Below are 24,070 nucleotides of genomic sequence, written 5' to 3' on the forward strand. Positions count from 1 at the left end.
TAGTCGGTTCAAATTAAACTGTACCAACTACATCTTTTCTTTTTACCCTCCACTAATAGGTGGAATAAACGCGATTGTATCCCCTTGTTTTACAACCGTTGTATCTGTTGCAAATTCCTCATTCACTGCTGTCATAACATGTTGTAAATTAACTTGTGGATATTGAATTTCCATCCATTCTTTAATTTGTCCAATTGTTCGGTCTGACTGGTCTACACATAATTTTGACTCACCGATGATTTCTTGTAAGTGAGCAAACAATAATATATTAATCACAAGATTCCTCCTCCCTAAATTGATGGATTTCCTTTTGGATAAGGGACATTTTCTAATTGATCACCAATCCATTCGGTCCCATCTTCCCAATACTCTTTTTTCCAAATCGGTACAATTTGTTTAATACGGTCAATCGCATATTCATTTGCTTCATAGGCTATTTTTCGGTGTGGTGATGAAACCGCAATGACAACGGCAATATCCGAAATGTCTAAATGACCAACACGATGTGTAATGGCTACTTTCGCTTCTGACCATTTCTCTTGTATTTCTTTAGATATTTGTTCAAACATTTTAACAGCCATAGATGGATAAGCTTGATATTCCAAATGAAGTGTTTTCTTTCCTTTCGTCATTTCACGTACTGTCCCGATGAAAACAGTGATGGCACCAGCATTTCGATCAGTTACTTTTTGTCTTACTTTTTCAACATCTATTGGTTTATCAACGATTTCAAACAACGATGTAGTCATAATTTTCTCCTCATTTCTTGCATAAGAACTTCCATATATTGTGTTTCTTCTTGAATTGAAAACGTCGGATATTTTAACGGTTTTTTTAGTGGATAGGTCGGCCAATAAAGAACACAGACGATATTGCTTACTTTTTGTAGCAAAGATTCATCTTCCTCCTGTCGCAAAAGAACAACCTTCGGATAATCTTCATTTTTATAGCCTTCAATGAAAATAATATCCATACTTAATGTTTCATAAATAGCTAGAATATCAGCAAGTTGCCAGTCATTTTGGTGAATACTCATCCGCAAAGTACCCTCTCCCTCAACTGCTGTTACACTCGCGCCAGCCTTCTCATGACGAACGCTGTCTTTTGAACTTTCTACCATCGGAATTCCGCCATGTCCATGATGCTTAATTGTACCTACACGAAAACCTTCTGTAGTAGCTTGTATAATGAGTTGCTCCATTAACGTTGTTTTACCACTATTTTGATAGCCTACGATTTGTAAGATTTTTCGATGCTGTCCCATGGCCACTCACTTCCCTGTAAATCTTCTAACAATAAGACAACTACTTGCATCCCTTTTTCGTATCCGCGTGATCCTCCTGGTAATACAATAAAAGAATTGGCTTCTGCTAAGGAAGATACCGCACTAGATTTATCAAAACCAGAGGGAACTGCAACTAATTGACCGTTTTCGAACGAAGAACTCGCACGCACAAAACGGGTAAATGGATTCGGCTTTTTAAAGTCCGCACCTAAAATAGCCTGCTCCCTACGTAGATGAGGTTGCTTATTACCAAAGGCTGCGCGAATAATAGGCCGTGTAAATAGTTCAAAACCAACATAACAAGCTGAAGGATTACCTGAAAGGCCAAATAATAATTGACCGTTTCGAGCCGCCACAGTTGTTACACTACCTGGTCTCATCGCTACTTTATTGAAAAGTACTTGCGCGTCAATAGCTTCATAGATGGCAGGTAAATAATCGTAATCACCTACTGATACTCCACCTGTTGTAATCAATATATCTACTTCCTGAAGAGCGTTTTCAACAGCTTCAATACATAATTTTAGATCATCACTAAACTTACCAAAATATTTAACGGTTGCACCAGCACGTTCAATTTGAGCCATCATCATATATGCATTACTGTTACGAATTTTCCCTGGTTGCAAAGAATCACTTGGTTCCAATAATTCACTACCTGTTGCAATAACACCTACGATTGGTTTTCGAAAAACAGGGACTTGACCATAACCAAAAGTAGCAAGCAATGCGACAACACCAGGATTGATGTACTGTCCTTTTTCAATAAGAATGGCGCCCTTTTGAACATCCTCTCCCTTATAGGAAATATTGGTTCCTGCTTCATAAGAGCGTTTAATCGACATATACCGTTGATGGTCTTCTTCAAATGTGTGCGTTAGTTCTAACATAACGACTGCATCACATCCGTTTGGGATAGGCGCTCCTGTCATAATGCGCACCGCTTCTCGATCCCCTACTTTTCCCTCAAATACATAGCCCGCGCCAATTTCCCCCACTACTTTAAAGGTTACTGGATTTTCTGAACTAGCCTCTTGACTATCGACCGAGCGAATTGCATAACCATCATAAGGTGATCGATCAAAAGCTGGTACATCTTGATCTGCAGCCACATCTTCTGCTAAAAAACGGCCATGTGCTTGCTGTAGTGGAACGACCTCAATTTTTTCTTGGAATGCAAACTCCATGACACGTTGAACAGCTTCCCCAACAGCAATTGGTTTTCTTTTTTCTAACATTTACGTTACACTCCTTTAGCCTAACAAACGATAATAAATGGTTTTCGCTTTTTGTATATCTTGTATACCGTGAATAACAACTCGTCCATCTTGGAATATCACTAGTCGATAATCTTCGGCTTGGCAAGATAGTAAATAGGGATTTTGTTGAATATCACCATAGGGACGAAGTTGTACGGCGAGCTGATCCAAATGATAATGAATCGGTTTAGGTGGACGTATTTGAATAGCATCGCGACCACATAATACATTTAATTTTGTTTGGTTTTCATATGACAAATATGGATAGGTTGGATTTTCCCCACAAGATGGGCAATCAGATTTGCGAATTTTTTCTACGTTTATTTCATAGTGTTGATTTTGCCAAACATCAAAAGTTAAATAAGTTTTACGTAATGCTTCTTCATCACCTACTAAAAACTTTAATACTTCAGCTACTTGGTAAGCTGCTACGATTTGAACAGTTGGATTTATAATTCCTACTGTATCGCATGTCATCCCTGTATTGGGCATCACTGCTAGCAAACAATGTAAACAAGGTGTTTTACGTGGCACAATTGTATAAGTAGCACCATAACTGCCTATACAAGAACCGTAAACCCAAGGAATTTGATATTTTTGTGCAAGATCGTTCATCATAAAGCGAATATCAAAGTTATCCGTTGCATCCACCATTATATCTACATCTACAAGCAATGGAATTATTTGCTCTGTACACGCATCTAGAATATATTCATTGATTTCTACCTCAGAGTTGATGCTTTGTAGTCGCTTTTTTGCAGCGATTACTTTAGGGATTTTTTCTAATGCATCTTGTTCGGTATATAGTTGTTGTCTTTGTAAATTACTCCATTCTACATAATCACGATCAATAATCGTCAACTTTCCGACGCCTGCCCTTACAAGAGCCTCTGCGCTCGCACTGCCTAAAGCACCAACTCCTATCATCAAGACATGCTTTTGTTTTAGTAGTTGCTGCCCGTTTTCTCCGATTGGGCTGAATAATTGTTGTCTAGAATATCTATTATGCATAACCGCTTTCGCCTTTCTTTCTATGAAATTTAGTTTGACCTTTTAATTTATAGCTTTATAATAAAAGCAATGTTTTTTCATCAACTCTATAAAAGGAGGTCTTTTATATCTTGCATCCTACACATAGTCAACTTCCTATAAGAGCTGCCATTTTAACAGTGAGTGACACACGCACGAAGGCGAATGATCGTGGTGGTCAGCGTATTCAATCCTTACTTCAAGAAGCTTCATTTGAAATAGCAGACTACCAAATGTCAAAAGATGAACCGCTTGAAATCTCAAACCATGTAAAAAAATGGTGCGATGATCATACTATTAATGCCATTATCGTAACAGGAGGAACTGGATTTACACCGAGAGACCAAACGTACGATACGATTCTCCCTCTTTTCGAAAAAGAAATGATGGGATTTGGTGAATTATTTCGAACACTTAGCTATGAAGAAATCGGCCCAAAAGCTATGTTTAGTCGTGCAACAGCAGGTAGTCGTGCTAAAACGGCTATCTATGTTCTGCCAGGTTCCACAAATGCCGTGACTCTTGCGATGACAAAACTAATTGTTCCTACTGTGCAACATTTTGTCGGTGAGTTGAACCGCCTATGAAAACGGCTGGTGTTGTCTTAGCTGGTGGTCAATCTTCTCGGTATGGTCAACCAAAAATGTTTGAGTTATTTGCTGGTCTGCCTTTATATAAGCACAGTCTCATAGCCTTACAAAAAAATCAACTGCAGCCTTTAATTATTGCTACGAATGCTAGCTTGCAACCAAAGTTTGTAGAAGAAAATGTTCAATGGATCATTGAACAACAGCCTCATCAAGGACCTCTGTTTGCCTTGCATAATATCATGACAAATTTCCCGGAAGTAGAATGGTTTTTCGTTATAGCAAGTGATATGCCTTTTATTAATGCAGAATTTGTCCAAACGATGCTCTCATTTATCGATGATCGATATGAGGCTATTGTTCCTACACAAGCTTCAAGATTGCAACCTCTTGCTGCTTTATATCGACGCAGTGCTTTACCAAAAGCACATGAATTAGTGCAACAAAACAAGCGAAGTATGAAAGTCTTGTTAGAGCAACTTCAAGTATGTTATGTCCCATTTGAAGAAGACAGCTCAACATTTATCAATATCAATTCCCAACAAGATTGGCTACAAACATTTGAAAGGAAGTCTACTAATAATGAGTAATTTTACACACTGGAATGAAGAAGGTCGTCCCAAAATGGTCGACATTTCAGAAAAAACAATCACAAACCGTACAGCGATCGCTCGAAGTACAATCGCGTTATCCGATGAAGTCTATCAAGCTATCCAACAGGGAGGCATAAAAAAAGGCGACCCAACGCAAGTGGCACAAATTGCTGGGATAATTGGTGCTAAAAAAACTGCTGATATTATCCCAATGTGCCATCCGATTATGTTACAAGGAACAGATCTTCAATTTGATTATACAAAAGCAGAGGTTGGTTACGAGCTACACATTCAAGCTACAGTGAAATGTAGTGGTAAAACAGGTGTCGAAATGGAAGCATTAACTGCTGTATCCATTGCTGCACTAACTTTTTATGACATGTGTAAAGCTGTCGACAAGTCTATGGTGATTAAAGAAACATACCTAGTTCAAAAAACAGGCGGAAAAAGCGGTAACTTTATGCATAAATAAACAGAAAAAATTCGGCAATTTTTGCCGATTTTTTCTGTCTTTTACTAACAACATTAACGAATACCACTCTTTTTCGTCTAACCACCGATATGTGACATTTCAATTTTTGAGTTTTTCCTTTTTTCCATTGTCTGTTCATTTCGTTCATCGGAATAACGATCTTTTCGATTTTCCCAAACTTTCGAAATGTGTTGAGTGATGGTTTCATCATCTTCTCCAGCCCTTAACAAATCTCTCAGATTCGTTCCCTCGGTTGCAAATAAACACGTATATAATGTTCCTTCTGCCGAAATACGGGCACGCGAACAAGTGGAGCAGAACGAATCTGTGACAGATGAGATCACGCCAATTTCGCCTTGAGCATCCTCATATTGATAACGTGTAGCCACTTCCCCTTTATAATTAGGGTCAACAGGATACAACGGGGAAAATTGGTGGACCTGGTCAATGATTTCTTTCTTTGACACAACTTCATCTAGCTGCCAACCATTCGAATTCCCGACATCCATATATTCAATAAAGCGAAGAATATGCTGTTTCTCTTTAAAATACGCTGCCATCGACGTGATATCTTGCTCATTTTTTCCTTTTTGAACGACCATATTGATCTTCACTTGTAAACCCGCTTCTGCCGCTTTTTCTATACCTTCTAATACCGTTTTCACTTTTCCTCGATGGCCATTCATCTCAAAAAAACGTTCCTCATTTAGGGAATCTAAGCTAACAGCTACTCGTGATAAACCTGATCTCGCCAGTTCATCGGCATATTTTTTCAACAATGTGCCATTGGTCGTTAAGGCAATATCTTCTACTCCATCTATGCGATGTATACGTTCAATTAACCTCGGCAAATCACGACGTAGTAAAGGCTCACCACCCGTAATACGTACTTTTTTCACACCTAATGAAACGAAAATTTTTACTAATCGTTCGATCTCTTCAAAACTCAATATTTTATCGGACGGTAAAAAAGCATAATCTGGACCAAATAATTCTGCAGGCATGCAATATTGACAACGAAAATTACAACGGTCTGTTACTGATATCCTTAAATCTCTTAATGGTCTGTGTAGTTGGTCTTGTAGATTAGTAATGTTAATCTCTTCCTTTCATTTTAGTAGGTAAATGAATACGTTCTTTGTGTGTATAAATATTAAGTGTATTTTGGCGAATAAAGCCTACCGTCGTAATACCGAGTTGCTCTGCCAATTGCAATGCTAATTCTGTTGGAGCCGATTTGGACAGCACAATTTCACAGCCAATCTTCGAAACTTTAAGTAAAATTTCAGATGAAATCCTTCCGCTAAATACGATAATTTTGTCCTGAATGCTAATGTTGTTTTTGAGGCAATAACCATAAATTTTATCTAAGGCATTATGACGCCCAATATCCATTCGGCTTAATATAACACCATTCGCATCACAAAGCGCGGCATTATGAACACCACCGGTCTGCTTGAATGTTTCAGCCAAATCTTGCATATCGCGCATTAAACGAAAACAATCATCTGTTGTAATTTGCACATGAATGCCTTCCATTTTTTTAGCTACTAATGCATCATTAGCAAACACAAACCCTTGGCGGCTCATGCCACAACAAGAAGTAATGTAACGTTTATTTTGAATTTGTTGAAAGTAAGGATTCACACGTTTTGTTTTAACATGCACAAACCCTTCCTTTTCTTGGTGCCAAATGGTTTCAATATCTTCGTAATCGCGAATAATTCGTTCAGAGGCCAAATAGCCAATAACCATATCTTCTACATACTCCGGTGTGCAAACCATCGTCACAAATTCTTGCTCATTAATCTTCACTGTGACCGCGTATTCTGTGACAACGGTATCTTCTATTTCTTTGATTTGATTACCTTCAACACGTATTATTTCTCTTGCTACTGCACGTTCCATTTACGGCATCCCCTTTATTCACTAATATTATCTTCAAAAACAAAGACAGAAATAGCAAAATCCTCTTCAATTTTAATATCTGAAAATAAATGGAGTAACTTAGTGCCCATCAGTTCTTCCATGCCCTCTGGTGGTGATTTAGTATACAAATCTTGAATCATTCTTGTACGTGCAGCATGAACCATTTTTAACCCTTCAGGCGTACTCGCAATAAATTTTTCTGTTGGTGTGATATTACCATATAAAGTTGAGACAGCCATGTTCTCTACGAAAACAGTATGAATACGCTCTGGTCCTTTTCCAAATATATCTTTGCGTAGTTTTCGAATAATGTCGTTGAACTCATGCACTTTTTTTGACATTTTAACGATTCTCCCAACGTAATTAATCTTTTTATCCTATGTTTATGGGGGTCACCCTTACAGTTTGTTAATAATATAGCAACTTAAATAAAAATTAAAGAGAAAATATCCAATGATAATTATTCTCATTCAATAATTTTTATTATAATTATTGTCCATTTTGGCTGAAAAGGCTATAATAATTGGTATTACATATGGAATAAAAGTATTTTGATTCCTATGTCATGGTTTCATACAAAGAGTTTGAACTATAGGCATGGTGGTTTTAATATTTAAATTCTATAGTTATATTGGATAAAAAATAAAAGTTGATTGAATTTTTAGCAAGGCCTGTTAAGAATTTTATCCACCATGAATAAATAGCATGTTAGTACATGCCTTTTCATGGTGGATTTTTTTATTTTTGCGCAATATCAACACCGACAACTAATACTTAATGTTTCTACATCTATGTTGGTGTAGACAACGGACAAATCGGGAAATGACATGATAACAAGACAATCAAAATAAAAACTCGTAACGCTATTCCCGATTGATCCTAAGTATTAACCTGTTGTCAAATAAGTCTCAAAGAGCAAAAGGAGGAAAATACTTTGACTACAATTAAAATTAATGGCCAACCGTACGATGTAGCAGAGGGAGCTACAATACTTGATACCATTAATCAAAATGGCATCGCCCATCCACAAATTTGTCATGTACCATCTGTTGATCCTATCGAAACTTGTGATACATGTATCGTCGAAGTGAATGGACAATTAGTTCGCTCTTGTTCAACAAAGGCAGTAAACGGCATGGATATCCAACTTACTTCTGATAAAGCGAAAGCTGCACAAACAGAAGCGATGGATCGTTTACTAGAAAATCATTTGCTGTACTGTACAGTTTGTGATAATAACAACGGAAATTGTACATTACACAACACAGCAGAATTAATGGAAATCGAACATCAAAAATATCCTTATCAACCAAAAGTCGAACCACACGAAGTAGACATGTCGCACCCGTTTTATCGATATGATCCGAACCAATGTATCGCATGTGGTCAATGTGTAGAGGTTTGTCAAAACTTACAAGTTAATGAAACATTATCTCTTGATTGGGAAGCGGAAAGACCAAAAGTAGTTTGGGATGAAGGCGTTGCCATTAACGATTCTTCATGTGTAGGCTGTGGTCAATGTGTTACCGTTTGTCCATGTAATGCCCTAATGGAAAAATCAATGCTTGGCGAAGCTGGTTTTATGACGGGGCTTAAACAAGAAACATTAGATCCGATGATTAGTTTAATTAAAGAAGTTGAGCCTGGTTATAGCGGTATCTTTGCTGTTTCTGAAGTCGAAGCTGCTATGCGTAGTAAACGTACGAAAAAAACAAAAACAGTTTGTACTTTCTGTGGGGTAGGTTGTTCATTCGAAGTTTGGACAAAAGACCGCAAAATTTTAAAAGTGCAACCTTCTGATGGTCCTGTAAATGCTATTTCTACTTGTGTAAAAGGAAAATTCGGCTGGGACTTCATCAACTCTGAAGAACGAATTACAAAACCATTAATTCGAAAAAATGATGCATTTGTTGAATCTTCATGGGATGAAGCGCTTGACTTAATCGCTTCTAAACTAGGTGGCATTCAAAAAGAATTTGGTTCTGGTTCTGTCGGCTTTATTTCTTCTTCAAAAATTACAAACGAAGAAAACTACTTAATTCAAAAAATGGCACGTCAATTATTCGAAACAAACGATGTCGATAACTGTTCACGCTATTGCCAATCTCCAGCTACAGATGGCCTACTACGCACAGTTGGTATAGGTGGCGACGCTGGAACGATCAAAGATATCGCAAAAGCTGGCCTTGTTATTATTGTTGGGGCAAACCCTGCAGAAGGTCACCCTGTTTTAGCTACTCGTGTAAAACGTGCCCATAAATTACACGGTCAAAAATTAATTGTTGCCGACGTTCGTAAACATGAAATGGCTGAGCGCTCTGATATCTTCATGCGTCCAAAGCAAGGTACAGACCAAGTATGGTTAATGGCCGTTACAAAATACATGATCGATCAAGGTTGGCATGATGAAGCCTTCATTAAAGAGAACGTGCACTTCTTTGACGATTTTAAAGATGTACTTGAAACATACACACTAGAATATGCAGAAAAAGAAACGGGCATTTCAAAAGAAACATTGATAAATGTTGCTGAAATGATTCGTGATGCTGACGGTACATGTGTACTTTGGGGTATGGGCGTTACACAAAATACAGGTGGCTCATATACATCAGCTGCAATTTCTAACCTACTTCTAGCTACTGGTAACTATCGTCGTCCAGGTGCAGGTGCCTACCCTCTTCGTGGTCACAACAATGTTCAAGGTGCTTGTGATATGGGTACACTACCAAATCTATTACCAGGTAATCAAAAAGTAATAGACGACGAAGCACGTAAGAAGTTTGAAGAAGCATATGGTGTGAAAATCAAACCTGAACCAGGTCGTACGAATATGGCAATGTTAGATGCGATCATGGAAGGTAAAATGAAAGCCATGTATTTAGTTGGGGAAGATATGGCACTTGTAGATTGCGATGCTAACCATGTAGATAAAGTACTTTCACAATTAGACTTCTTTGTTGTCCAAGATTGCTTCCTTTCACGTACAGCACAATATGCGGATGTTATTTTACCAGCAGCACCTTCTCTTGAAAAAGAAGGTACGTTCACGAATACAGAGCGTCGTGTGCAACGACTATATCAAGTACTACCAACACTTGGTGAATCAAAAGCCGATTGGGAAATCCTTCAATTAGTAGCACGTCGCCTAGGTGCTGACTGGAATTACAGTCACCCAAGTGAAATCTTTGCTGAAATGGCTAGTCTTGCTCCATTCTTCTCGCAAGCGAACTATGATGTATTAGAAAATTGGGGTAGCTTCTGTTGGGGTAGCCATGATGGTAAAGACACACCTTTACTATATGAGGATGGCTTTAACTTCCCTGACAAAAAAGCTCGTTTTGCTTTAAATGATTGGATCAGACCGGTTGAATATGAAGCGCAATATGATTGCCATATTAACAATGGTCGTATGCTTGAACACTTCCATGAAGGTAATATGACAAATAAATCAAAAGGGATTCAATCAAAAGTACCTGAAATTTTTGTTGAAGTATCACCAGAACTAGCAAAAGAGCGTGGCATTGAAGATGGAGCTCTTCTTCGCTTAGTGTCTCCACAAGGCGCATTAAAATTAAATGCCCTAGTGACAGATCGCGTACAAGGAAATGAACTATTCTTACCTATGAACTCTGTTAGCAAAGATTCAGCGATTAATTTCTTAACGGGGCCAGCTGGAGACATCAATACATCGACACCAGCGTACAAACAAACAAAAGTACGTGTAGAAGTATTGAAACAAAAAGGAAAATCGCCACTTCCTAGAACAAACCCACGTTATAAAAAACGTCATCCACAAAATGGTGTTGAGGTACAACGTAAATGGAATCGTCCTGGTTACGTTCACTTAACAACTAACGAAAGGGAGTGATTTCATGGCTGCACCAATTACAACAATTAAGAAAGCACAAGTAACAGAAGAACAACTAAAGGAAGAAAAGTTAGACAATTTAAAGCAGCTTCTTTCTGAGAATGAAGAAATGGTGAATCAGGTCTTTACGATCATGGCCGAATTAAATGACATTGGCGCGCTAGAAGCAGCTACGAAACTACTTGAAGCTAAAGAAGATGTAGCACATATTGCTCTAGGCCAATTAACGCGTAAGCCTGTTACGAATATCATCAACAACTTAATGGGTGTTGCAGGAGCATTAACTGAACTGAATCCAGAAACAACAACAAAGCTTATTGAGAGCTTAAATACTGGCTTAGATGAAGCGAACAAAGCCGCTGAATCTGACGAAAAAGTTAGTGCCTTTAAGTTGTTCAAAATGTTAAACGATCCAGATGTTAATCGTGCCGTAAACTTTGGCGTTCACTTCTTAAAAGGGCTTGGCAAAGGCCTAAAATAGGAGGGTAATTTCTTACATGCTAACGAACGAACACATTTTAAAAACTTTACAGAAAATCGATGATCCAGAGCTTCATAAAAGCATCGTTGACTTGAATATGGTACGCAATATTCAAGTCAACGGTACTGATATCTCACTTGATATTATCTTGACTATTCCTGGATGTCCTTTGAAAGCTAAAATCCAACAAGATGTTGAGGAAGCGTTGAAGGCGATCGGTGCATCAAAAGTCTCCATTACATTTGGTTCTATGACAGATGACGAACGTCGTAGTTTAACAGCTTCTTTAAAATCAGAAAAAGTTACGGATAAAGGTATGCCTAAGATGCTGCTACCTGATTCTGGTGTCAAATTTATAGCAGTTACTAGTGGTAAAGGTGGCGTCGGTAAATCTACCGTGACAATTAACCTAGCAGTAGCTCTTGCCCGTCTTGGAAAGCGTGTAGGTATTTTAGACGCCGACATATATGGATTCAGTATTCCGGCCATGATGAAGGTTCATCAAAAACCAACAATGATTGACCAAACAGCTATTCCAGTAATAAGTCATGGTGTAAAAATCATGTCGATGGGCTTTTTCACAAACGAAAACCAACCTGTCATGTGGCGTGGTCCAATGCTCAACAAATGGATTCGCAATTTCCTTGTCAATACACATTGGGATGAATTAGATTATCTCCTTATCGATTTACCACCTGGTACAGGAGATGTAGCCATTGATATGGCGGCAATGATTCCACAAGCACAGGAGATTATTGTCACAACACCACACCTTGCAGCTTCTCATGTTGCTTCCCGTGCAGGTCTGATGGCTCAACATACGAACCATACGATTCTTGGTGTTATTGAAAACATGGCTTACTTTGAAAATTCAAATGGTGAAAAGAACTATTTATTCGGTCAAGGTGGCGCGGAAAAACTAGCAGATGAGCTTCAGACAAGTATCATTGCTCAAATTCCATTTGCGCAACCTGAGGAAAATACAGGTTCTTCCGTTTATGATGAAGACTCCATTATCGGCGAGGTATTTACTCACCTTGCAGAAGATTTGATGTATCAATAAAAATGCAGGATAAAACAAGTAAACCCTTGGCTCGTTCTTATACGAGACAAGGGTTTTTTTCATGGAGCCAAACACTCCCCTACTATTTAATTCAATAGCCTGCCTTCTTTAAAACCTGCATAAAATAAAAACGGTACGTATTTTTAACGAAAGAATCTAAAGGCAGCCCAACATTTAATTGATACTTAGTAAAAATAAAATAAAAACGCTTATCCCATTTTAACCGTAATAATTCCCCAGCATCTTCACCGTATTTTTCCGTAAATTCCTCAATTAAAGGTTCAATCATATAGTAGCAATAGTCTTTTAAGTTTGCGAGGGCCTCTATATCTTTCTCCTTTTGAAATCGTGTAATCCAATCTACTAATTGTTCGTTCATGTTAATATCCATCTCTCTTACATTGAGTTTCTTCCTATATTATAACTCTTTTTATAAGTTTTCGCTCTTCTCATGTAGATCTAAATTGATCCTTATGCTAATTTACAAGCCCTTTATTATAGTCAATCCACTTTTCCACTTCTCTCTCTACGGCTCGATTCTGCCATTCAAACCAAAAACCGGAACATTCACTACAGTGACTGTCTACCCCACTTTTATTTTGCATATCTTTACGCGTAAATATAGTTTTTTTACGACAGCTGTAGCAGTAAATTTCTTTCTCTTTATCAAATTCCATCACGATCAACTCCAACATTTTTACACATATTTCTTTCCGTTTTTTATGTAAATTATTCTAATAAGGAATCTTTAACGGGGTGAAATAGCATTAAAATGAAGCTTTGTATATGATGCATGTACGGAAATCGGCTGGATGAAGGGAAATCTACGACAAAGAAGGTACTTTCTTATATCGTTTTTGGTCAAAAAGAAGAATAAATACAACAAAATAGCCCCCTTATCAAATAAATAAGAGGGCATTCTATAATTTCTAATCTATTACTTATCTTTAACTGGCTTTAGTGAATTCATTGGAAGATAAACAGCATTATCGAGTTTTCCTTCTAAGTCATCAGTTACATATATATAACCATTAATTTCACGATCATACCTTGAAAAAACAGTACTTCCCTTTTTCATCATTCTTTCAGTTTTAGATTCTTTTAATGGTACGCTCTTCCCCTCTGCATCTCTTGTTAGTTCATAACGTACACCTCTTTCTCTCGATATTGTCTCAACGATTTTAAGGTCTGTACCAGGATACTCAAGACAAGATTCCTCACTGCCATCACCACTGTCACAATACTTCAGTAGTTGTCCATTCTTTGTATTCTCGAAATAAATACCCCATGGTCCTTCTAGTTTGAAGTACGATCCGTAATATTTGCTATTATTAATACCATCACGAGTACTAACAATATAAGTTGGATTGTTATAGAAAGATGAACGAATTTCTATTGGTACTTCTTTGAAAACTACTAAATCCGTTGCTTGAACGCGGTATTCCCCCATCTGGTAAAATATTTTGCCATCATATTTTTCGATATCATACGTTCTAAAGAATTTATTTCGCTTAACCATTAACGAATCAAATGTGCCATTTGGATTTTTCTTGTACACCTTGATATCTTTTTTAAAGGTCATTTTTCCCGTTTGCCCTTTTACAACTTCTGCTCCATCATACATCACTTTTGCTTCTGATTTCGTTGGATTTACTACCGCAAATACAAATGCTGCCAGTAACACAATCAATAATTTTTTCATTATTTCCCCCTACACCGTTTTATCTTAGATTCAGTATGATTTACTAATAATCTATATTCTACCATCCACTGTATAATAATGTTAGTGTTAATTCGGTCCCCAATTGATTATAGAAAGGCTTTAGCCGTTCTCTATAATGCTTTGTCCTTCATATTTAAAGCAGTCTAATACAAAAAAACACCCTCACTTGAACCCCACATCCAATTATTAGATATGTCTAATAACCGGAGAGGCGCGGTTCATCACAGAGAGGTCTTTTTATGGTTGATAAAGGCTAATTATTAACTTAATCCTGCTTCCAATAATCAGACAGGACCTGCTTCGTAAAATTTCTGTGCCACCATTGCCGGTCTGAAACGCGTATCCGTAAAGTGATCACCGTCGCCTACAATCAGGCGGAACTAGGCCGCGCCGTCTGGACATATTCGGATGCCAACCGTAGTTCCTTCCTTGTGGCAATGCGTTATCTTGGTAGAAATAGATACTTTTTGGTGTCGGTAGCGAGTAGAACGTTTTAAGATCCAATTTCTCGAAAAGCGGCTTGGGCGATTAAGATTTATGGCATAATTAAATTATGGAATTTATATTATATTACCAAGCAAAACGGCAAACAAAAAATGATTTATCGGGGGGGAATTTTTTTATGCTAATTAGAAGTGCAAAAGTTAAAGATTGTAACATTTTAAGCAATTTAGCCTATAAGTCAAAAGCCTACTGGGGATATACAGAAGATTTTCTACAACAATGTAAAGATGATCTGACTGTAACTAAAGAGTACATAGAAGAAAATCCAGTTTATTTAATGGAGAGTGACAACAAGATAGTAGCATTTTATAGCTTTACAATTAATGAACGAAAATTAGATGCATTATTCATAGATCCTAATTATATCGGTAAAGGGTTAGGTAGAATGATTTGGGACCATTTATTAAATAAAGCAAAGGAGTTAGGAATAAACGAATTTACTCTTGATAGTGAACCTAATGCAGAAGGTTTTTATTTAAAAATGGGTGCAAAGAACATTGGCTCTACTCCATCTACAGTATTCCCTGACCGTCACCTTCCTCTAATGAAAGTTAAAGTATTTTAAAATGCATTATAAGGAAGACCAAGATGGCAATTAAGCTATCTTAGTCTCTGGTTTACCACGAAGCTATCAACATAAGTTTATCACCGCATATTATTATTTGGTAAATAGATACCAATAATAAGAACACTAACAAATTAGAATAACTCGGAGGAAGAATTATGCCAAATACTAATTGGACACAACTTAAGCCCCAACAATTGGGGAGATATGCAGAATATTATACTAAAATGGAGTTTGCCTCTTACGGATGCGATGTTTATACTTCGGAGGTGGATGACCACGGAATAGATTTTGTAGTGAAAGATAAGAATAACCGTTTCTGTGAGATACAAGTGAAATCCCTAAGAGGTACAGGCTACGTATTTATGCAAAAAAGCAAGTTTGATATAACAAATAAAAATCTTTATCTTGCTTTGCTTATATTTGAAGCTGGAAAGCTACCAGATATTTTCCTTATTCCATCTCAAGCTTGGGAAGTACCGAATGAAATATTTGTTGACAGAAATTATGATAAACCTGGACAAAAAAGCTTTCCAGAGTACGGAATAAACATATCTAAAAGAAACTATTCTTTACTCGAAATTTTTAAATTTGAAGATTCAATTCAAGATTTTTTATAAAAAAAGTACATATGAATTTAAATTTTATACAATCATTACATTAAAATAGCCCTCAAAACTTTGAAAAGTAAGATAGGAGGTTTTTCTCGTTTTTCATGACAGTTGCCTCATTTTAAAACACTTTAAACGGTTTAAATCAACATCCACTTCAAAAAGTCCTCCATTCAAGAATTGATTGGAGGATGATTCTGGTCTCGTAATATAATTTTAAGGGTACAAAAAAAGGGATAAAGTCATCCGGACCGAATCCCTGACCATATCCCTAATTTCTCTCAAACCCTTATCCCTAACGGCCTGAAACCTGCTTTTTGGACGTCCCAGGAGACATACTACAAATGCTAATACATCAATGGTTTACAGCTATATTAGACATGAAAACGCAATTTTCAGTTCTTACTAAATTTCAAAACAGCCAAATCAAACATCTTAAATAAAAACTTTAATGTAACAAATCCAGCTGAAATTAAAATCATAATATAAATAGAAAAATAAATTATACTTTTAAAATCATATATTACAGGTGGGTTGACAAACGCAATAGCAATTACAAAAGCCAAAATAAAAATAAAAAAATTACTATCTAAAAATTTCATAAGTAAACCCTCCTCAGTTTTTATTTTTTATTAAAGCCATCCATTTGTTTCACAAAAATCTGTAAAGAACCAATATCACCTTTTAAATTTTTGCACGCTTTAATAATACCATAAGTAATTACATGATAAAAAATAACTGCACCTGCCGTTCCTATCAAATATTTTGTGATAGAGATTAAAATTGCAGGAATGAAACTAGGTGTTATTTCACTATTTTGCATTTTTAAGCTTTTGTCAAAACCAATCTCATTATTCATCTGCTCTACTTCAGTCACTGATAAACTTTCAAAATAGGCTTCAGCATTGTTTACTAATTATGCGCTCATTAAATCAACCAACGCCATTTTGCGTTCGTTAAATGCAATTATGTAGGTACTCTGTATATCGGAGAGTACCTGTCACTTATACTGTACGTTTCAACTTTTCATTGCCATAACTACAGGTTATTTCAATATTGTGTTATTATTATCCTAATTACACAATATAAACCAACACAACATTGCATAATGATACAGAATTATAGAAGGGTGATAACATGAAAAGAAAAACAAAGGCGACTATCGTTATCATTGGAATATTGTTCACTTTTGGTGGAATTTTTGGTTACATCAAATTCACCGAACAAATAGAAAAACCTGCTCCCAAAAAAGAAAAAGCAATTGTTGAAAATGCTGGAGTACCGCTTGAAAATAAAATTGTTACAAAAGAAGAATTGCTTTATCCTGACAACTTAATAGAGCACAAAGTAAACGAAGCCATTCATAGCATGTCTCACCAAAAAGTGAAAGCTGAATCACAATGGGGTCGTGAGCAAATAACACAGGCCAAAGTTGACCGATTATTGGAAATTTCCAAAGAAAGCAATTATAAATTTAAAGAACTTTACGTTTCAATATTGGAAAGATGGTCGAAAGGTGATTTTTCTCATGCTGTAGAAGATCATAACGCAATTTGGGAGATGCAAGGTGGCGATGACTCAACAAATTCAGGGAGAGCAACTCGTTTGTTAAGCCCCGAGGAAGAAGAGCAGTATATAGAACAATTTTTCACAGACAAAAAATAGGCGGATTTTTTATTTGTAAGCTATTTTTCGTTTTGATATCTTAATATCAATTACATAAAACCTCCAATTACTAAGATACAAAAAAATCGGTGGAGGTTTTTAATCGCCATAATCCAAAGTACCAAATATACGTCTTCACTGAGACACCTGAACTCATCAAGGACCTGTTAGACATAACTAAAAATAAATCACGAGATCAGTAACATCGCTAAACGTCATTGCTTAACCGCTGTGACGTTTTTTTCTTTAGGCGGATAAATCATATGTAAAATTGTTTTCAATCAATAGCATGATAGCCTTTGTCCCCCTCCCCTTTAACGCATATTATAAAGACAAAAAGGAGATAACCATTACATGAATAATTGTGGGAGTAATAATGAATCATTAACTATTAAAAAATGCGATAATTTCGGAACATTTACGGCTAATGATATTAATTGCATCAGTACTTCCATTCCTATTGGCGGATCCATAATTCCATTTTCCTCTGGATTTGAATTTATTTTAATCGGTGACAATTTTGGCAATGGTACTAACAATGTCGGTCTTATAGGTTTTGGTAGTTCTGTATCTTTAGTTCCTCTTATTGGTAATACAATTAACTTAATTGGACTTCCTAATGAAGCCTTCACTGTTTCACGTGGCGGTAATATTACATCTATTTCGGCGTCATTCACCTATTTAGGAGGGGTATTGGACTTAGAAACTGCGACAGTTCGAGCTCAGATATTCCGTGCACCTGTAGGTAGTAATAGTTTCACTGCTACAAGTGCAAGTGTTGATTTGGCTCCATCAATAACAGCACTTTCAGGAATAGGAGAAATATCTTTTGGAACAGCTAATATCCCACCTGTGTCGGTAGCTGTAGGTGATAGTTTAATTATGGTATTTCATGTATTGGAAGCAGGAGTCGCTATGGCTGGTTACGCTAGTGCAGGAATTAATATTGTTTAAAAATAACATCTCTTTCATCTAAACGAATGAGCATCAACCTTTATTTGCCCAACACCTCATATGCTCCCAATACTTATAATATGCGCTTGCTAAATAGTCGTTTAATGTAATCGAACTCGTTGACACCCTAGCATCTCTACGAAATAACTGTACACTTTCATAGACTCTAGATGAAGATACATTTCCCCTTATGTTCTACTTCGATACAGCTCACTATTTAATTTGACTATCATATAGGAAATTCCCCATGAATCGTTGTGCTTTATCGATGAATAGACTTCTAAAGCAATTAGCCTTATCGTGTCGTTGTTTGGTAACAGACAATCTCATTCATTACACATTTACCATTTCCCTACCACTGAACAATCTTCCATGTTATAATTTTGAAGGAAATTTATACTAGTTTACATTTAAAGGAGCACAAAATGATGTTTAAAGACCCTTGGAATCCTACACAAAAAGAAATAAAAAAATGGGCATATAGTGATGAAATGGAACCTGTGCAAGATTGGGAACTCGCCATCTATAAATTTGAAAATATACCGATGATTTGTACATTTGTTGAGGATGAGCAATGTAAACATACTTCTTATTTCCTTAATACCTTATATGTTTTCACAGGAGATACGGTTCGGGGAGAGGACAGAGGAAAAATTCAAAAGCTATCTCAATTACTAGGTACGATGGAAAATACAGCTGAATCAAAAGAACTTCAATTGTGGATTGAACGTTCTCAACTTCTCATTGAATATCCTGAATATTACCATTCCTCTTATTGGGGTCTTTGTTCAAGGTTTGTTTATGAAAATTTAGAATCGGGCGCAATTCCAAAGATTTAATTTCCGAAACAATAATAAATTTTTAACTCCAACAATCTAGGGCTTGCGTGATAACAATTCATTACACGCAAATCCTTTTGTTATGCTCTCACAACTAACCCTGTAACTCCACGCATGGGCTGTACAGCAACGACTAGATAACCTGTGTGAAATGATTCCTCTGCTCCACTATTAACGCTCACAGGTGCTATAGGCTCGTTAAACTCTCCTAAGAGGTAGTTAAGGAAATAGTTGTTAGGATTCCACTTAGCTTCCCCAATCAATATGTCGCTCGTTGAATTGTCCTAGAGTGTTAATGCGAATCCCTGTCTTGTACATCGTTAAAATAGCTGTTTACATCTCTCAGACCAATGAATGTACTTTTATCAATTAATGACACTAAGATTGCAATATCATTCGGCTTTGCTCCCTTTTTAAACTTCTTATCTACCTTCACATTGATTGCCAAAAGTTCAAGCTCAACCAACCATTGGTGAAACACTTGCCTAAGAACGATTTCAGAACCTTTAGGCGTGTTAGCTTTGTTTGATTCACTATATGCATACTATCAAGCCTTGAGTAAATAGTGTCTACTGTGATTTTTTCTAAATAGGTAACTCCTGTACTCCTTGAGAAATTCATCAGTACTGTATCATAATCCTTGATGGTACGTGGTCTATAGCCACTAACCTCCATTTGGCTTATAATAGCTCCCACCGCTTCTGAAAAGAGCTTGTAACGAGCAGCCGTTGACTTCTCCCCTTTGATAGAAGCGGTAAGCTCTTTAGTTGTCAGTGAGAAATCTACATCAAATAATCCCGACTTTTTGGTCATAAAAAAATCCTCCATTCAATTGAATTGGAAGATAATTTCGGTACTATATTCACGTAATTTCTTAGGGTAATAAAAAAGGGATTCAGTAACAGTGACCGAGGCCCTGACCGAATCCCTAGTTTCTCACAAATCCAATTGTATCAAAGGTTTGTGACTAATTTTAGTACGTCCCAGGAGGACATACTATAATGCTAATATATCAACGGTTAATGTATAGAATGTTTACTTTTTGTTTACCTTACTTTTTTAGAACACCCATCACGGAGTGGTCTTTAGACTACTTTTTTCCAAGCGTTCAATTAATTAAAAACAGTTTCATATTTATTAATTTTATTTTCTAGCAACCTTTTAGCTGTCTCAGAAATATTTATTTCTCTAGCAATTGCTCTAGCCCTAGAAATATCTCCTGTTGCTGCATTATAAACTGCTAAACACTTTAAATAATCTCGATGATATTTACTACTTGGATTTCCATGTATATTTTTTATTGCTTCTAAAGTAGATTTTAAATTCTCAGTTTTATTTAACCTTTCGTATACATCAAAAGTAACCAAAAGGATAAAAATGTCATTGGGATATTTAAATGCATTATCTTCAATTAGCTGACCTGCTTTTATTAAATCTTCATTAAAGTGAATATTGTACTGTATATTCATTACTAAAGACATACTTTTTGCTTTATCAGAATCTATTTTTTTTATATCTTCTAATAAAATTCTTGTTTGTTCTTTTCTCTCTTCAAAACTTAACGCTTCGCTTTTTCCATAAGACAAACATTGAAAATATGCTTGAATATGATACTCATTGCTTCTATTAGACTCATAATTTTCTTTTGCTAAATTCAATGCTTTATCATATTCTTCATTATTATTATACACAAGTACGAGTTCTCTTTTCGCTCTTCCAAACTGTGGTCTATCATTTAAAGCCTTCAACAAACTTTCAATTGCTTTTGTATCTAATCCTACATGTCTATAATAAAAACCAAATAAAAAGTTATGCTCTGGCCCATTTATTTTTTGAACCTCTTCTTTAAACCTATTATCTTTTAATCTTGCCAATGATGAACATAGATAATAACGAATTTCTCGAGCAATGTGTGTATCCATAAATTCTTCATTTTCCAGAATTCTATCAGCTAACTTTATTACATCTTGGTCTCTATCTCTTCGATCATATAACTCTTTCATAGATTTCAAATAATGTGAAGGAATTAAAAATCCACTATCTATTTCACTGTTCTCACTAATTGCCTCCCTTAATGAATAAAACACATCCGATACATCCCGATCATTTATTTTTTCAAAATTATTCATAAATTCTTTTACATGGTTACTTAGAGCACCTTTGAACTCTCTAGCCATTTCAAACCTTTGGCGTTGAACGTAGTTTTTTATAGCCGAGTTTAGACATAAATATTCTCCATTAATACCCAAATTCTCACAAATACCATTTGTTATAAATTCATCTATGAGAGTTTTATATTCATCTGAATCGTTAATTATTTCAGAAAGCATGCTATAACTAATAAAATCAAATGCTGCTATTAATGCTAATAATTTATAAGATTCCTCATTACCATCATAACGAGATAAAAGCCTTGTTACTTTACCATCAGCAAAATCAGTTATTATGGATGTATTATTTTTCAAATCGTTAATACTATGATGCTTTATAAAATCAGCAGTAAAAATTATTTCCTTTGGTAAACCAGAGAAAAATGATGTAACAAATTTTATATCATTTTCATTTAAATCCATTTCTAAAATACGAAGATAACGGTTAAAAAAACGACCTCTTTCATTAAAGGGAAGTTCCGGAACATGGATGGCATGAATAGATTCTGAGTTAGCTAAATCTTGGTATCGTGTTCTATGCTTACTTACTACGCAAATAGACATACCATTAGATGCATTACTAAGTTTATTATTTAATTTTATAAACCAATTACTTATTGTCCTTGTAGGTGAAACTATTGCTCCTTCATCTACAATTAACAATATATCTTTTGCATTTTTCATTTCCTGTAACATCTTAAAAACAATTTCAACTTTTTCTTCTTGTGATAACTTTAATAAAGACCCATCTATAGTAATGTCCTGCTCAAAGCCTAAGTCACTCAATAAAAAAATAAGATCTTCTATACTTTGATGTGCGTCTAATACAATTGTAGGCATATAATAACTATCACTAATAATACTTGATTTTATTAGGCTTCTTCTTAATAAAGATCTTCTACCAATTTCATTTAATCCAGACGCTATTAGAGTGGTTGGAAAAGGTTTATTATAAGAATCTATTCTTTCTTCAATGTTATCAATAAGGTCGTTCCTGCCAGCAAAAAACGAATTTTTTTCTCTAATTTTAGGATTTTTTTCCCAAATTATTTCAATGTATCTATTATGAATTTTCCTTGCTGCAATGGATGGTTTCGAAATGTATCTAATATTATAAATCTCTCTCATCCAATCTGGTATTCTCTTATCCTCATGAGTAATCTTTTCGTCAATAATTATTGGATATATCTTTCTTAAATCATTTTTTTCTAGTAATTCTTTAGCTTCAAGAATCTCCTTTTTTACCCATTCAGATTCTAATGCTGCATCTGATATAAACAGGACAAAAATCTCAGTACTTTCTAACCATTTTGATATCTCTTTTGCAGTTTCTTGACCTTCTTCAAAAGTCTTTGCATCATAGACAAATTTATCCGGTCCAATCAACTTCTTAAGTTTTTTCACAACATTTTCAATATAAATTTTTTTATCTTTACTACTATGAGATAAAAATACTCTCTTCATATAATTCTCTCCTTATATAAATTTGGTAAATTATATACCTTTTTAACAATATTACCATATTGTAACCCGAATAGGACTTTTAATTTATTTATCAAATTTGTCTTATATCAAATTACCCTTTCTACCAAACCAGTCAAATTTCTAACGATGGCTCAACATACACAAATGATTGTGGAAGGCTATCCCTTTCGTCTAACCAATTATAGAAAGGCACAGGACGTTCTTTGCACGGAGTTTCTTCTATAGATGGTGAATTATCTGACTTGTTATCTAAACGACCCATCGCCTTATTAAAAGCACCTACAAATACAGCTCTTAATGCACTTGTAACTGTAAGCACACCTTCTTTAATGTCCATAGCAATTTTAAATAACACATTCTTAGCTTTAATGAAGTCGGTTGTACTTTGAACCTGAGTAGCTAATACAACTTTGTGTAATTCATCTTTTAAGATCATCACGTAATGGCAAGCTATTCATGAAATCAAACAGCATCACCTGGTACTCGTTCATGTATTCTTTTTTCTTTTCAGCTTGCAAAGCCAATTCATTTTCTAAATCACATAAATTATTATTTGCTTGTTTAGAACTTAAAAGATTAAAAGATTTAGATACTTGGTTTTCAGATTGCGGATGGCAAACAGCGTCATTACTAGCTTCATCGACTATCTCTCGTTGGGACACGCTCGATGGGACATAAGGTAATATGCGATAAATACTAGCTCCTTTTATGCCGTTTAATTTCGTTCCTGGTACTTTTTCTATGATGCCTAACTCAACTAATCTTTTAATACTACGATAAACAGTTTTCGTGCTGATCTCCAATGCCGTGACGATTGTAGCAGCCTTTAAGTGACACACTCCCGGATACTCTAATGAATGACTGGCAAACTTAAAAACGATGGCATGCTCAGCTGGTGTTAAATCATAATAATGTGCGGCTATATGTTCTTCCACACTCTTATCCATATCTGCTACGCTATCAAATGTTTTATAAGTTGCTAAGTATTCAAATGCCATCGTTTTCACC

28 protein-coding genes are annotated in these 24,070 nt (G+C 35.7%); 11 read left to right on the top strand and 17 right to left on the bottom strand.

The genetic code is table 11. The annotated features are described in order from the left end of the window. Positions 1–42: 42 nt before the first annotated feature. The 5 genes from moaD to MOK21_RS04650 are packed head-to-tail and all read right to left on the bottom strand — an operon-like array spanning position 43 to position 3,555. Positions 43–276 carry a molybdopterin converting factor subunit 1 gene (moaD, locus tag MOK21_RS04630; protein WP_249072798.1) on the bottom strand — a complete coding sequence of 78 codons (234 nt, stop codon included), beginning with the start codon at positions 274–276 and terminating at the stop codon, positions 43–45. Positions 277–290: 14 nt separating this feature from the next. Next, positions 291–749, bottom strand: coding sequence for a molybdenum cofactor biosynthesis protein MoaE (locus MOK21_RS04635; protein WP_249072799.1), 459 nt, complete (start codon positions 747–749; stop codon positions 291–293). Beyond that, complete coding sequence (mobB, locus tag MOK21_RS04640; protein WP_249072800.1) at positions 746–1,264, bottom strand: molybdopterin-guanine dinucleotide biosynthesis protein B; 519 nt, start codon at positions 1,262–1,264, stop codon at positions 746–748. The genes MOK21_RS04635 and mobB overlap by 4 nt, the downstream gene beginning before the upstream one ends. After that, positions 1,231–2,523, bottom strand: a complete 1,293-nt coding sequence (locus MOK21_RS04645) for a molybdopterin molybdotransferase MoeA (RefSeq protein ID WP_249072801.1) — start codon at positions 2,521–2,523, stop codon at positions 1,231–1,233. The genes mobB and MOK21_RS04645 overlap by 34 nt, the downstream gene beginning before the upstream one ends. Positions 2,524–2,538: 15 nt before the next feature. Then, on the bottom strand, positions 2,539–3,555 hold the full coding sequence (locus tag MOK21_RS04650; protein ID WP_249072802.1) for a thiazole biosynthesis adenylyltransferase ThiF: 1,017 nt from the start codon (positions 3,553–3,555) through the stop codon (positions 2,539–2,541). A 110-nt stretch (positions 3,556–3,665) separates the two neighbouring features. On the opposite strand from MOK21_RS04650, the gene MOK21_RS04655 reads away from it, so the two are divergent. Genes MOK21_RS04655 through moaC form a run of 3 tightly spaced genes read left to right on the top strand, consistent with a single transcriptional unit; the run spans position 3,666 to position 5,225 of the window. Next, positions 3,666–4,160: a MogA/MoaB family molybdenum cofactor biosynthesis protein gene (locus MOK21_RS04655; protein WP_249072803.1), complete on the top strand. Its 495-nt coding sequence runs from the start codon at positions 3,666–3,668 to the stop codon at positions 4,158–4,160. Next, positions 4,157–4,750 (top strand): molybdenum cofactor guanylyltransferase, encoded by a 594-nt coding sequence (gene mobA, locus MOK21_RS04660; RefSeq protein WP_249072804.1) that lies wholly within the window; start codon positions 4,157–4,159, stop codon positions 4,748–4,750. The genes MOK21_RS04655 and mobA overlap by 4 nt, the downstream gene beginning before the upstream one ends. After that, the gene (moaC, locus tag MOK21_RS04665; protein WP_249072805.1) at positions 4,743–5,225 is read left to right on the top strand and encodes a cyclic pyranopterin monophosphate synthase MoaC; all 483 of its coding nucleotides are present in this window, start codon (positions 4,743–4,745) and stop codon (positions 5,223–5,225) included. Before mobA ends, moaC begins: the two co-directional genes overlap by 8 nt. A gap of 77 nt (positions 5,226–5,302) precedes the next feature. On the opposite strand, the gene moaA is transcribed toward moaC, so the two are convergent. From moaA to MOK21_RS04680, 3 genes are read right to left on the bottom strand one after another with little or no spacing between them, the layout of a single operon-like run. Then, entirely contained in the window at positions 5,303–6,319 is a 1,017-nt protein-coding gene (moaA, locus tag MOK21_RS04670; protein WP_249073033.1) for a GTP 3',8-cyclase MoaA, read from the bottom strand. 1 nt (position 6,320) lies between these two features. Continuing rightward, entirely contained in the window at positions 6,321–7,133 is an 813-nt protein-coding gene (fdhD, locus tag MOK21_RS04675) for a formate dehydrogenase accessory sulfurtransferase FdhD (protein WP_249072806.1), read from the bottom strand. A gap of 14 nt (positions 7,134–7,147) precedes the next feature. Further along, positions 7,148–7,495, bottom strand: coding sequence for a Na-translocating system protein MpsC family protein (locus MOK21_RS04680; protein WP_049667590.1), 348 nt, complete (start codon positions 7,493–7,495; stop codon positions 7,148–7,150). A 593-nt stretch (positions 7,496–8,088) separates the two neighbouring features. Between MOK21_RS04680 and fdhF the strand changes: the two genes are divergently transcribed. The 3 genes from fdhF to MOK21_RS04695 are packed head-to-tail and all read left to right on the top strand — an operon-like array spanning position 8,089 to position 12,566. Beyond that, a complete protein-coding gene (fdhF, locus tag MOK21_RS04685; RefSeq protein ID WP_249072807.1) occupies positions 8,089–11,022 on the top strand; it encodes a formate dehydrogenase subunit alpha in 2,934 nt (977 codons plus the stop codon). Positions 11,023–11,026: 4 nt separating this feature from the next. Then, positions 11,027–11,503, top strand: coding sequence for a helical membrane plugin domain-containing protein (locus MOK21_RS04690; RefSeq protein WP_249072808.1), 477 nt, complete (start codon positions 11,027–11,029; stop codon positions 11,501–11,503). 16 nt (positions 11,504–11,519) lie between these two features. Further along, positions 11,520–12,566: an Mrp/NBP35 family ATP-binding protein gene (locus MOK21_RS04695; RefSeq protein ID WP_249072809.1), complete on the top strand. Its 1,047-nt coding sequence runs from the start codon at positions 11,520–11,522 to the stop codon at positions 12,564–12,566. Positions 12,567–12,657: 91 nt separating this feature from the next. On the opposite strand, the gene MOK21_RS04700 is transcribed toward MOK21_RS04695, so the two are convergent. The 3 genes from MOK21_RS04700 to MOK21_RS04710 all read right to left on the bottom strand — a co-directional run bounded on the left by MOK21_RS04700 (position 12,658) and on the right by MOK21_RS04710 (position 14,268). Then, complete coding sequence (locus MOK21_RS04700; protein ID WP_049667586.1) at positions 12,658–12,945, bottom strand: hypothetical protein; 288 nt, start codon at positions 12,943–12,945, stop codon at positions 12,658–12,660. A gap of 97 nt (positions 12,946–13,042) precedes the next feature. Further along, on the bottom strand, positions 13,043–13,243 hold the full coding sequence (locus MOK21_RS04705; protein WP_249072810.1) for a hypothetical protein: 201 nt from the start codon (positions 13,241–13,243) through the stop codon (positions 13,043–13,045). A 260-nt stretch (positions 13,244–13,503) separates the two neighbouring features. Continuing rightward, positions 13,504–14,268, bottom strand: coding sequence for a hypothetical protein (locus MOK21_RS04710; RefSeq protein WP_249072811.1), 765 nt, complete (start codon positions 14,266–14,268; stop codon positions 13,504–13,506). Positions 14,269–14,911: 643 nt separating this feature from the next. On the opposite strand from MOK21_RS04710, the gene MOK21_RS04715 reads away from it, so the two are divergent. Continuing rightward, positions 14,912–15,358, top strand: a complete 447-nt coding sequence (locus tag MOK21_RS04715; protein ID WP_249072812.1) for a GNAT family N-acetyltransferase — start codon at positions 14,912–14,914, stop codon at positions 15,356–15,358. A gap of 158 nt (positions 15,359–15,516) precedes the next feature. Beyond that, on the top strand, positions 15,517–15,978 hold the full coding sequence (locus tag MOK21_RS04720; protein WP_249072813.1) for a DUF4365 domain-containing protein: 462 nt from the start codon (positions 15,517–15,519) through the stop codon (positions 15,976–15,978). A gap of 386 nt (positions 15,979–16,364) precedes the next feature. Here the strand turns inward: MOK21_RS04720 and MOK21_RS04725 are convergent, their stop codons facing one another. Together MOK21_RS04725 and MOK21_RS04730 are read right to left on the bottom strand one after the other, a co-directional pair. Beyond that, entirely contained in the window at positions 16,365–16,571 is a 207-nt protein-coding gene (locus tag MOK21_RS04725) for a hypothetical protein (RefSeq protein WP_249072814.1), read from the bottom strand. Positions 16,572–16,591: 20 nt separating this feature from the next. Then, complete coding sequence (locus MOK21_RS04730; RefSeq protein ID WP_249072815.1) at positions 16,592–16,846, bottom strand: hypothetical protein; 255 nt, start codon at positions 16,844–16,846, stop codon at positions 16,592–16,594. A gap of 260 nt (positions 16,847–17,106) precedes the next feature. On the opposite strand from MOK21_RS04730, the gene MOK21_RS04735 reads away from it, so the two are divergent. From MOK21_RS04735 to MOK21_RS04745, 3 genes are all read left to right on the top strand, one after another. Then, positions 17,107–17,634: a DUF6241 domain-containing protein gene (locus tag MOK21_RS04735; protein ID WP_249072816.1), complete on the top strand. Its 528-nt coding sequence runs from the start codon at positions 17,107–17,109 to the stop codon at positions 17,632–17,634. A gap of 354 nt (positions 17,635–17,988) precedes the next feature. After that, on the top strand, positions 17,989–18,588 hold the full coding sequence (locus MOK21_RS04740) for an exosporium glycoprotein BclB-related protein (protein ID WP_249072817.1): 600 nt from the start codon (positions 17,989–17,991) through the stop codon (positions 18,586–18,588). Positions 18,589–19,013: 425 nt separating this feature from the next. Continuing rightward, positions 19,014–19,427, top strand: a complete 414-nt coding sequence (locus MOK21_RS04745; RefSeq protein ID WP_249072818.1) for a hypothetical protein — start codon at positions 19,014–19,016, stop codon at positions 19,425–19,427. Positions 19,428–19,859: 432 nt separating this feature from the next. Here the strand turns inward: MOK21_RS04745 and MOK21_RS04750 are convergent, their stop codons facing one another. From MOK21_RS04750 to MOK21_RS04765, 4 genes are all read right to left on the bottom strand, one after another. Next, entirely contained in the window at positions 19,860–20,240 is a 381-nt protein-coding gene (locus tag MOK21_RS04750; RefSeq protein ID WP_249072819.1) for a hypothetical protein, read from the bottom strand. Between the two features lie 299 nt (positions 20,241–20,539). Beyond that, positions 20,540–23,041: a toll/interleukin-1 receptor domain-containing protein gene (locus MOK21_RS04755; protein ID WP_249072820.1), complete on the bottom strand. Its 2,502-nt coding sequence runs from the start codon at positions 23,039–23,041 to the stop codon at positions 20,540–20,542. Positions 23,042–23,174: 133 nt separating this feature from the next. Then, positions 23,175–23,501 (bottom strand): hypothetical protein, encoded by a 327-nt coding sequence (locus MOK21_RS04760; RefSeq protein WP_249072821.1) that lies wholly within the window; start codon positions 23,499–23,501, stop codon positions 23,175–23,177. Then, positions 23,482–24,060, bottom strand: a complete 579-nt coding sequence (locus MOK21_RS04765) for a helix-turn-helix domain-containing protein (protein ID WP_249072822.1) — start codon at positions 24,058–24,060, stop codon at positions 23,482–23,484. Before MOK21_RS04765 ends, MOK21_RS04760 begins: the two co-directional genes overlap by 20 nt. Positions 24,061–24,070: the final 10 nt, after the last annotated feature.

It is taken from the genome of Lysinibacillus sp. BPa_S21 (assembly GCF_023337795.1).
Taxonomy (GTDB): domain Bacteria; phylum Bacillota; class Bacilli; order Bacillales_A; family Planococcaceae; genus Lysinibacillus.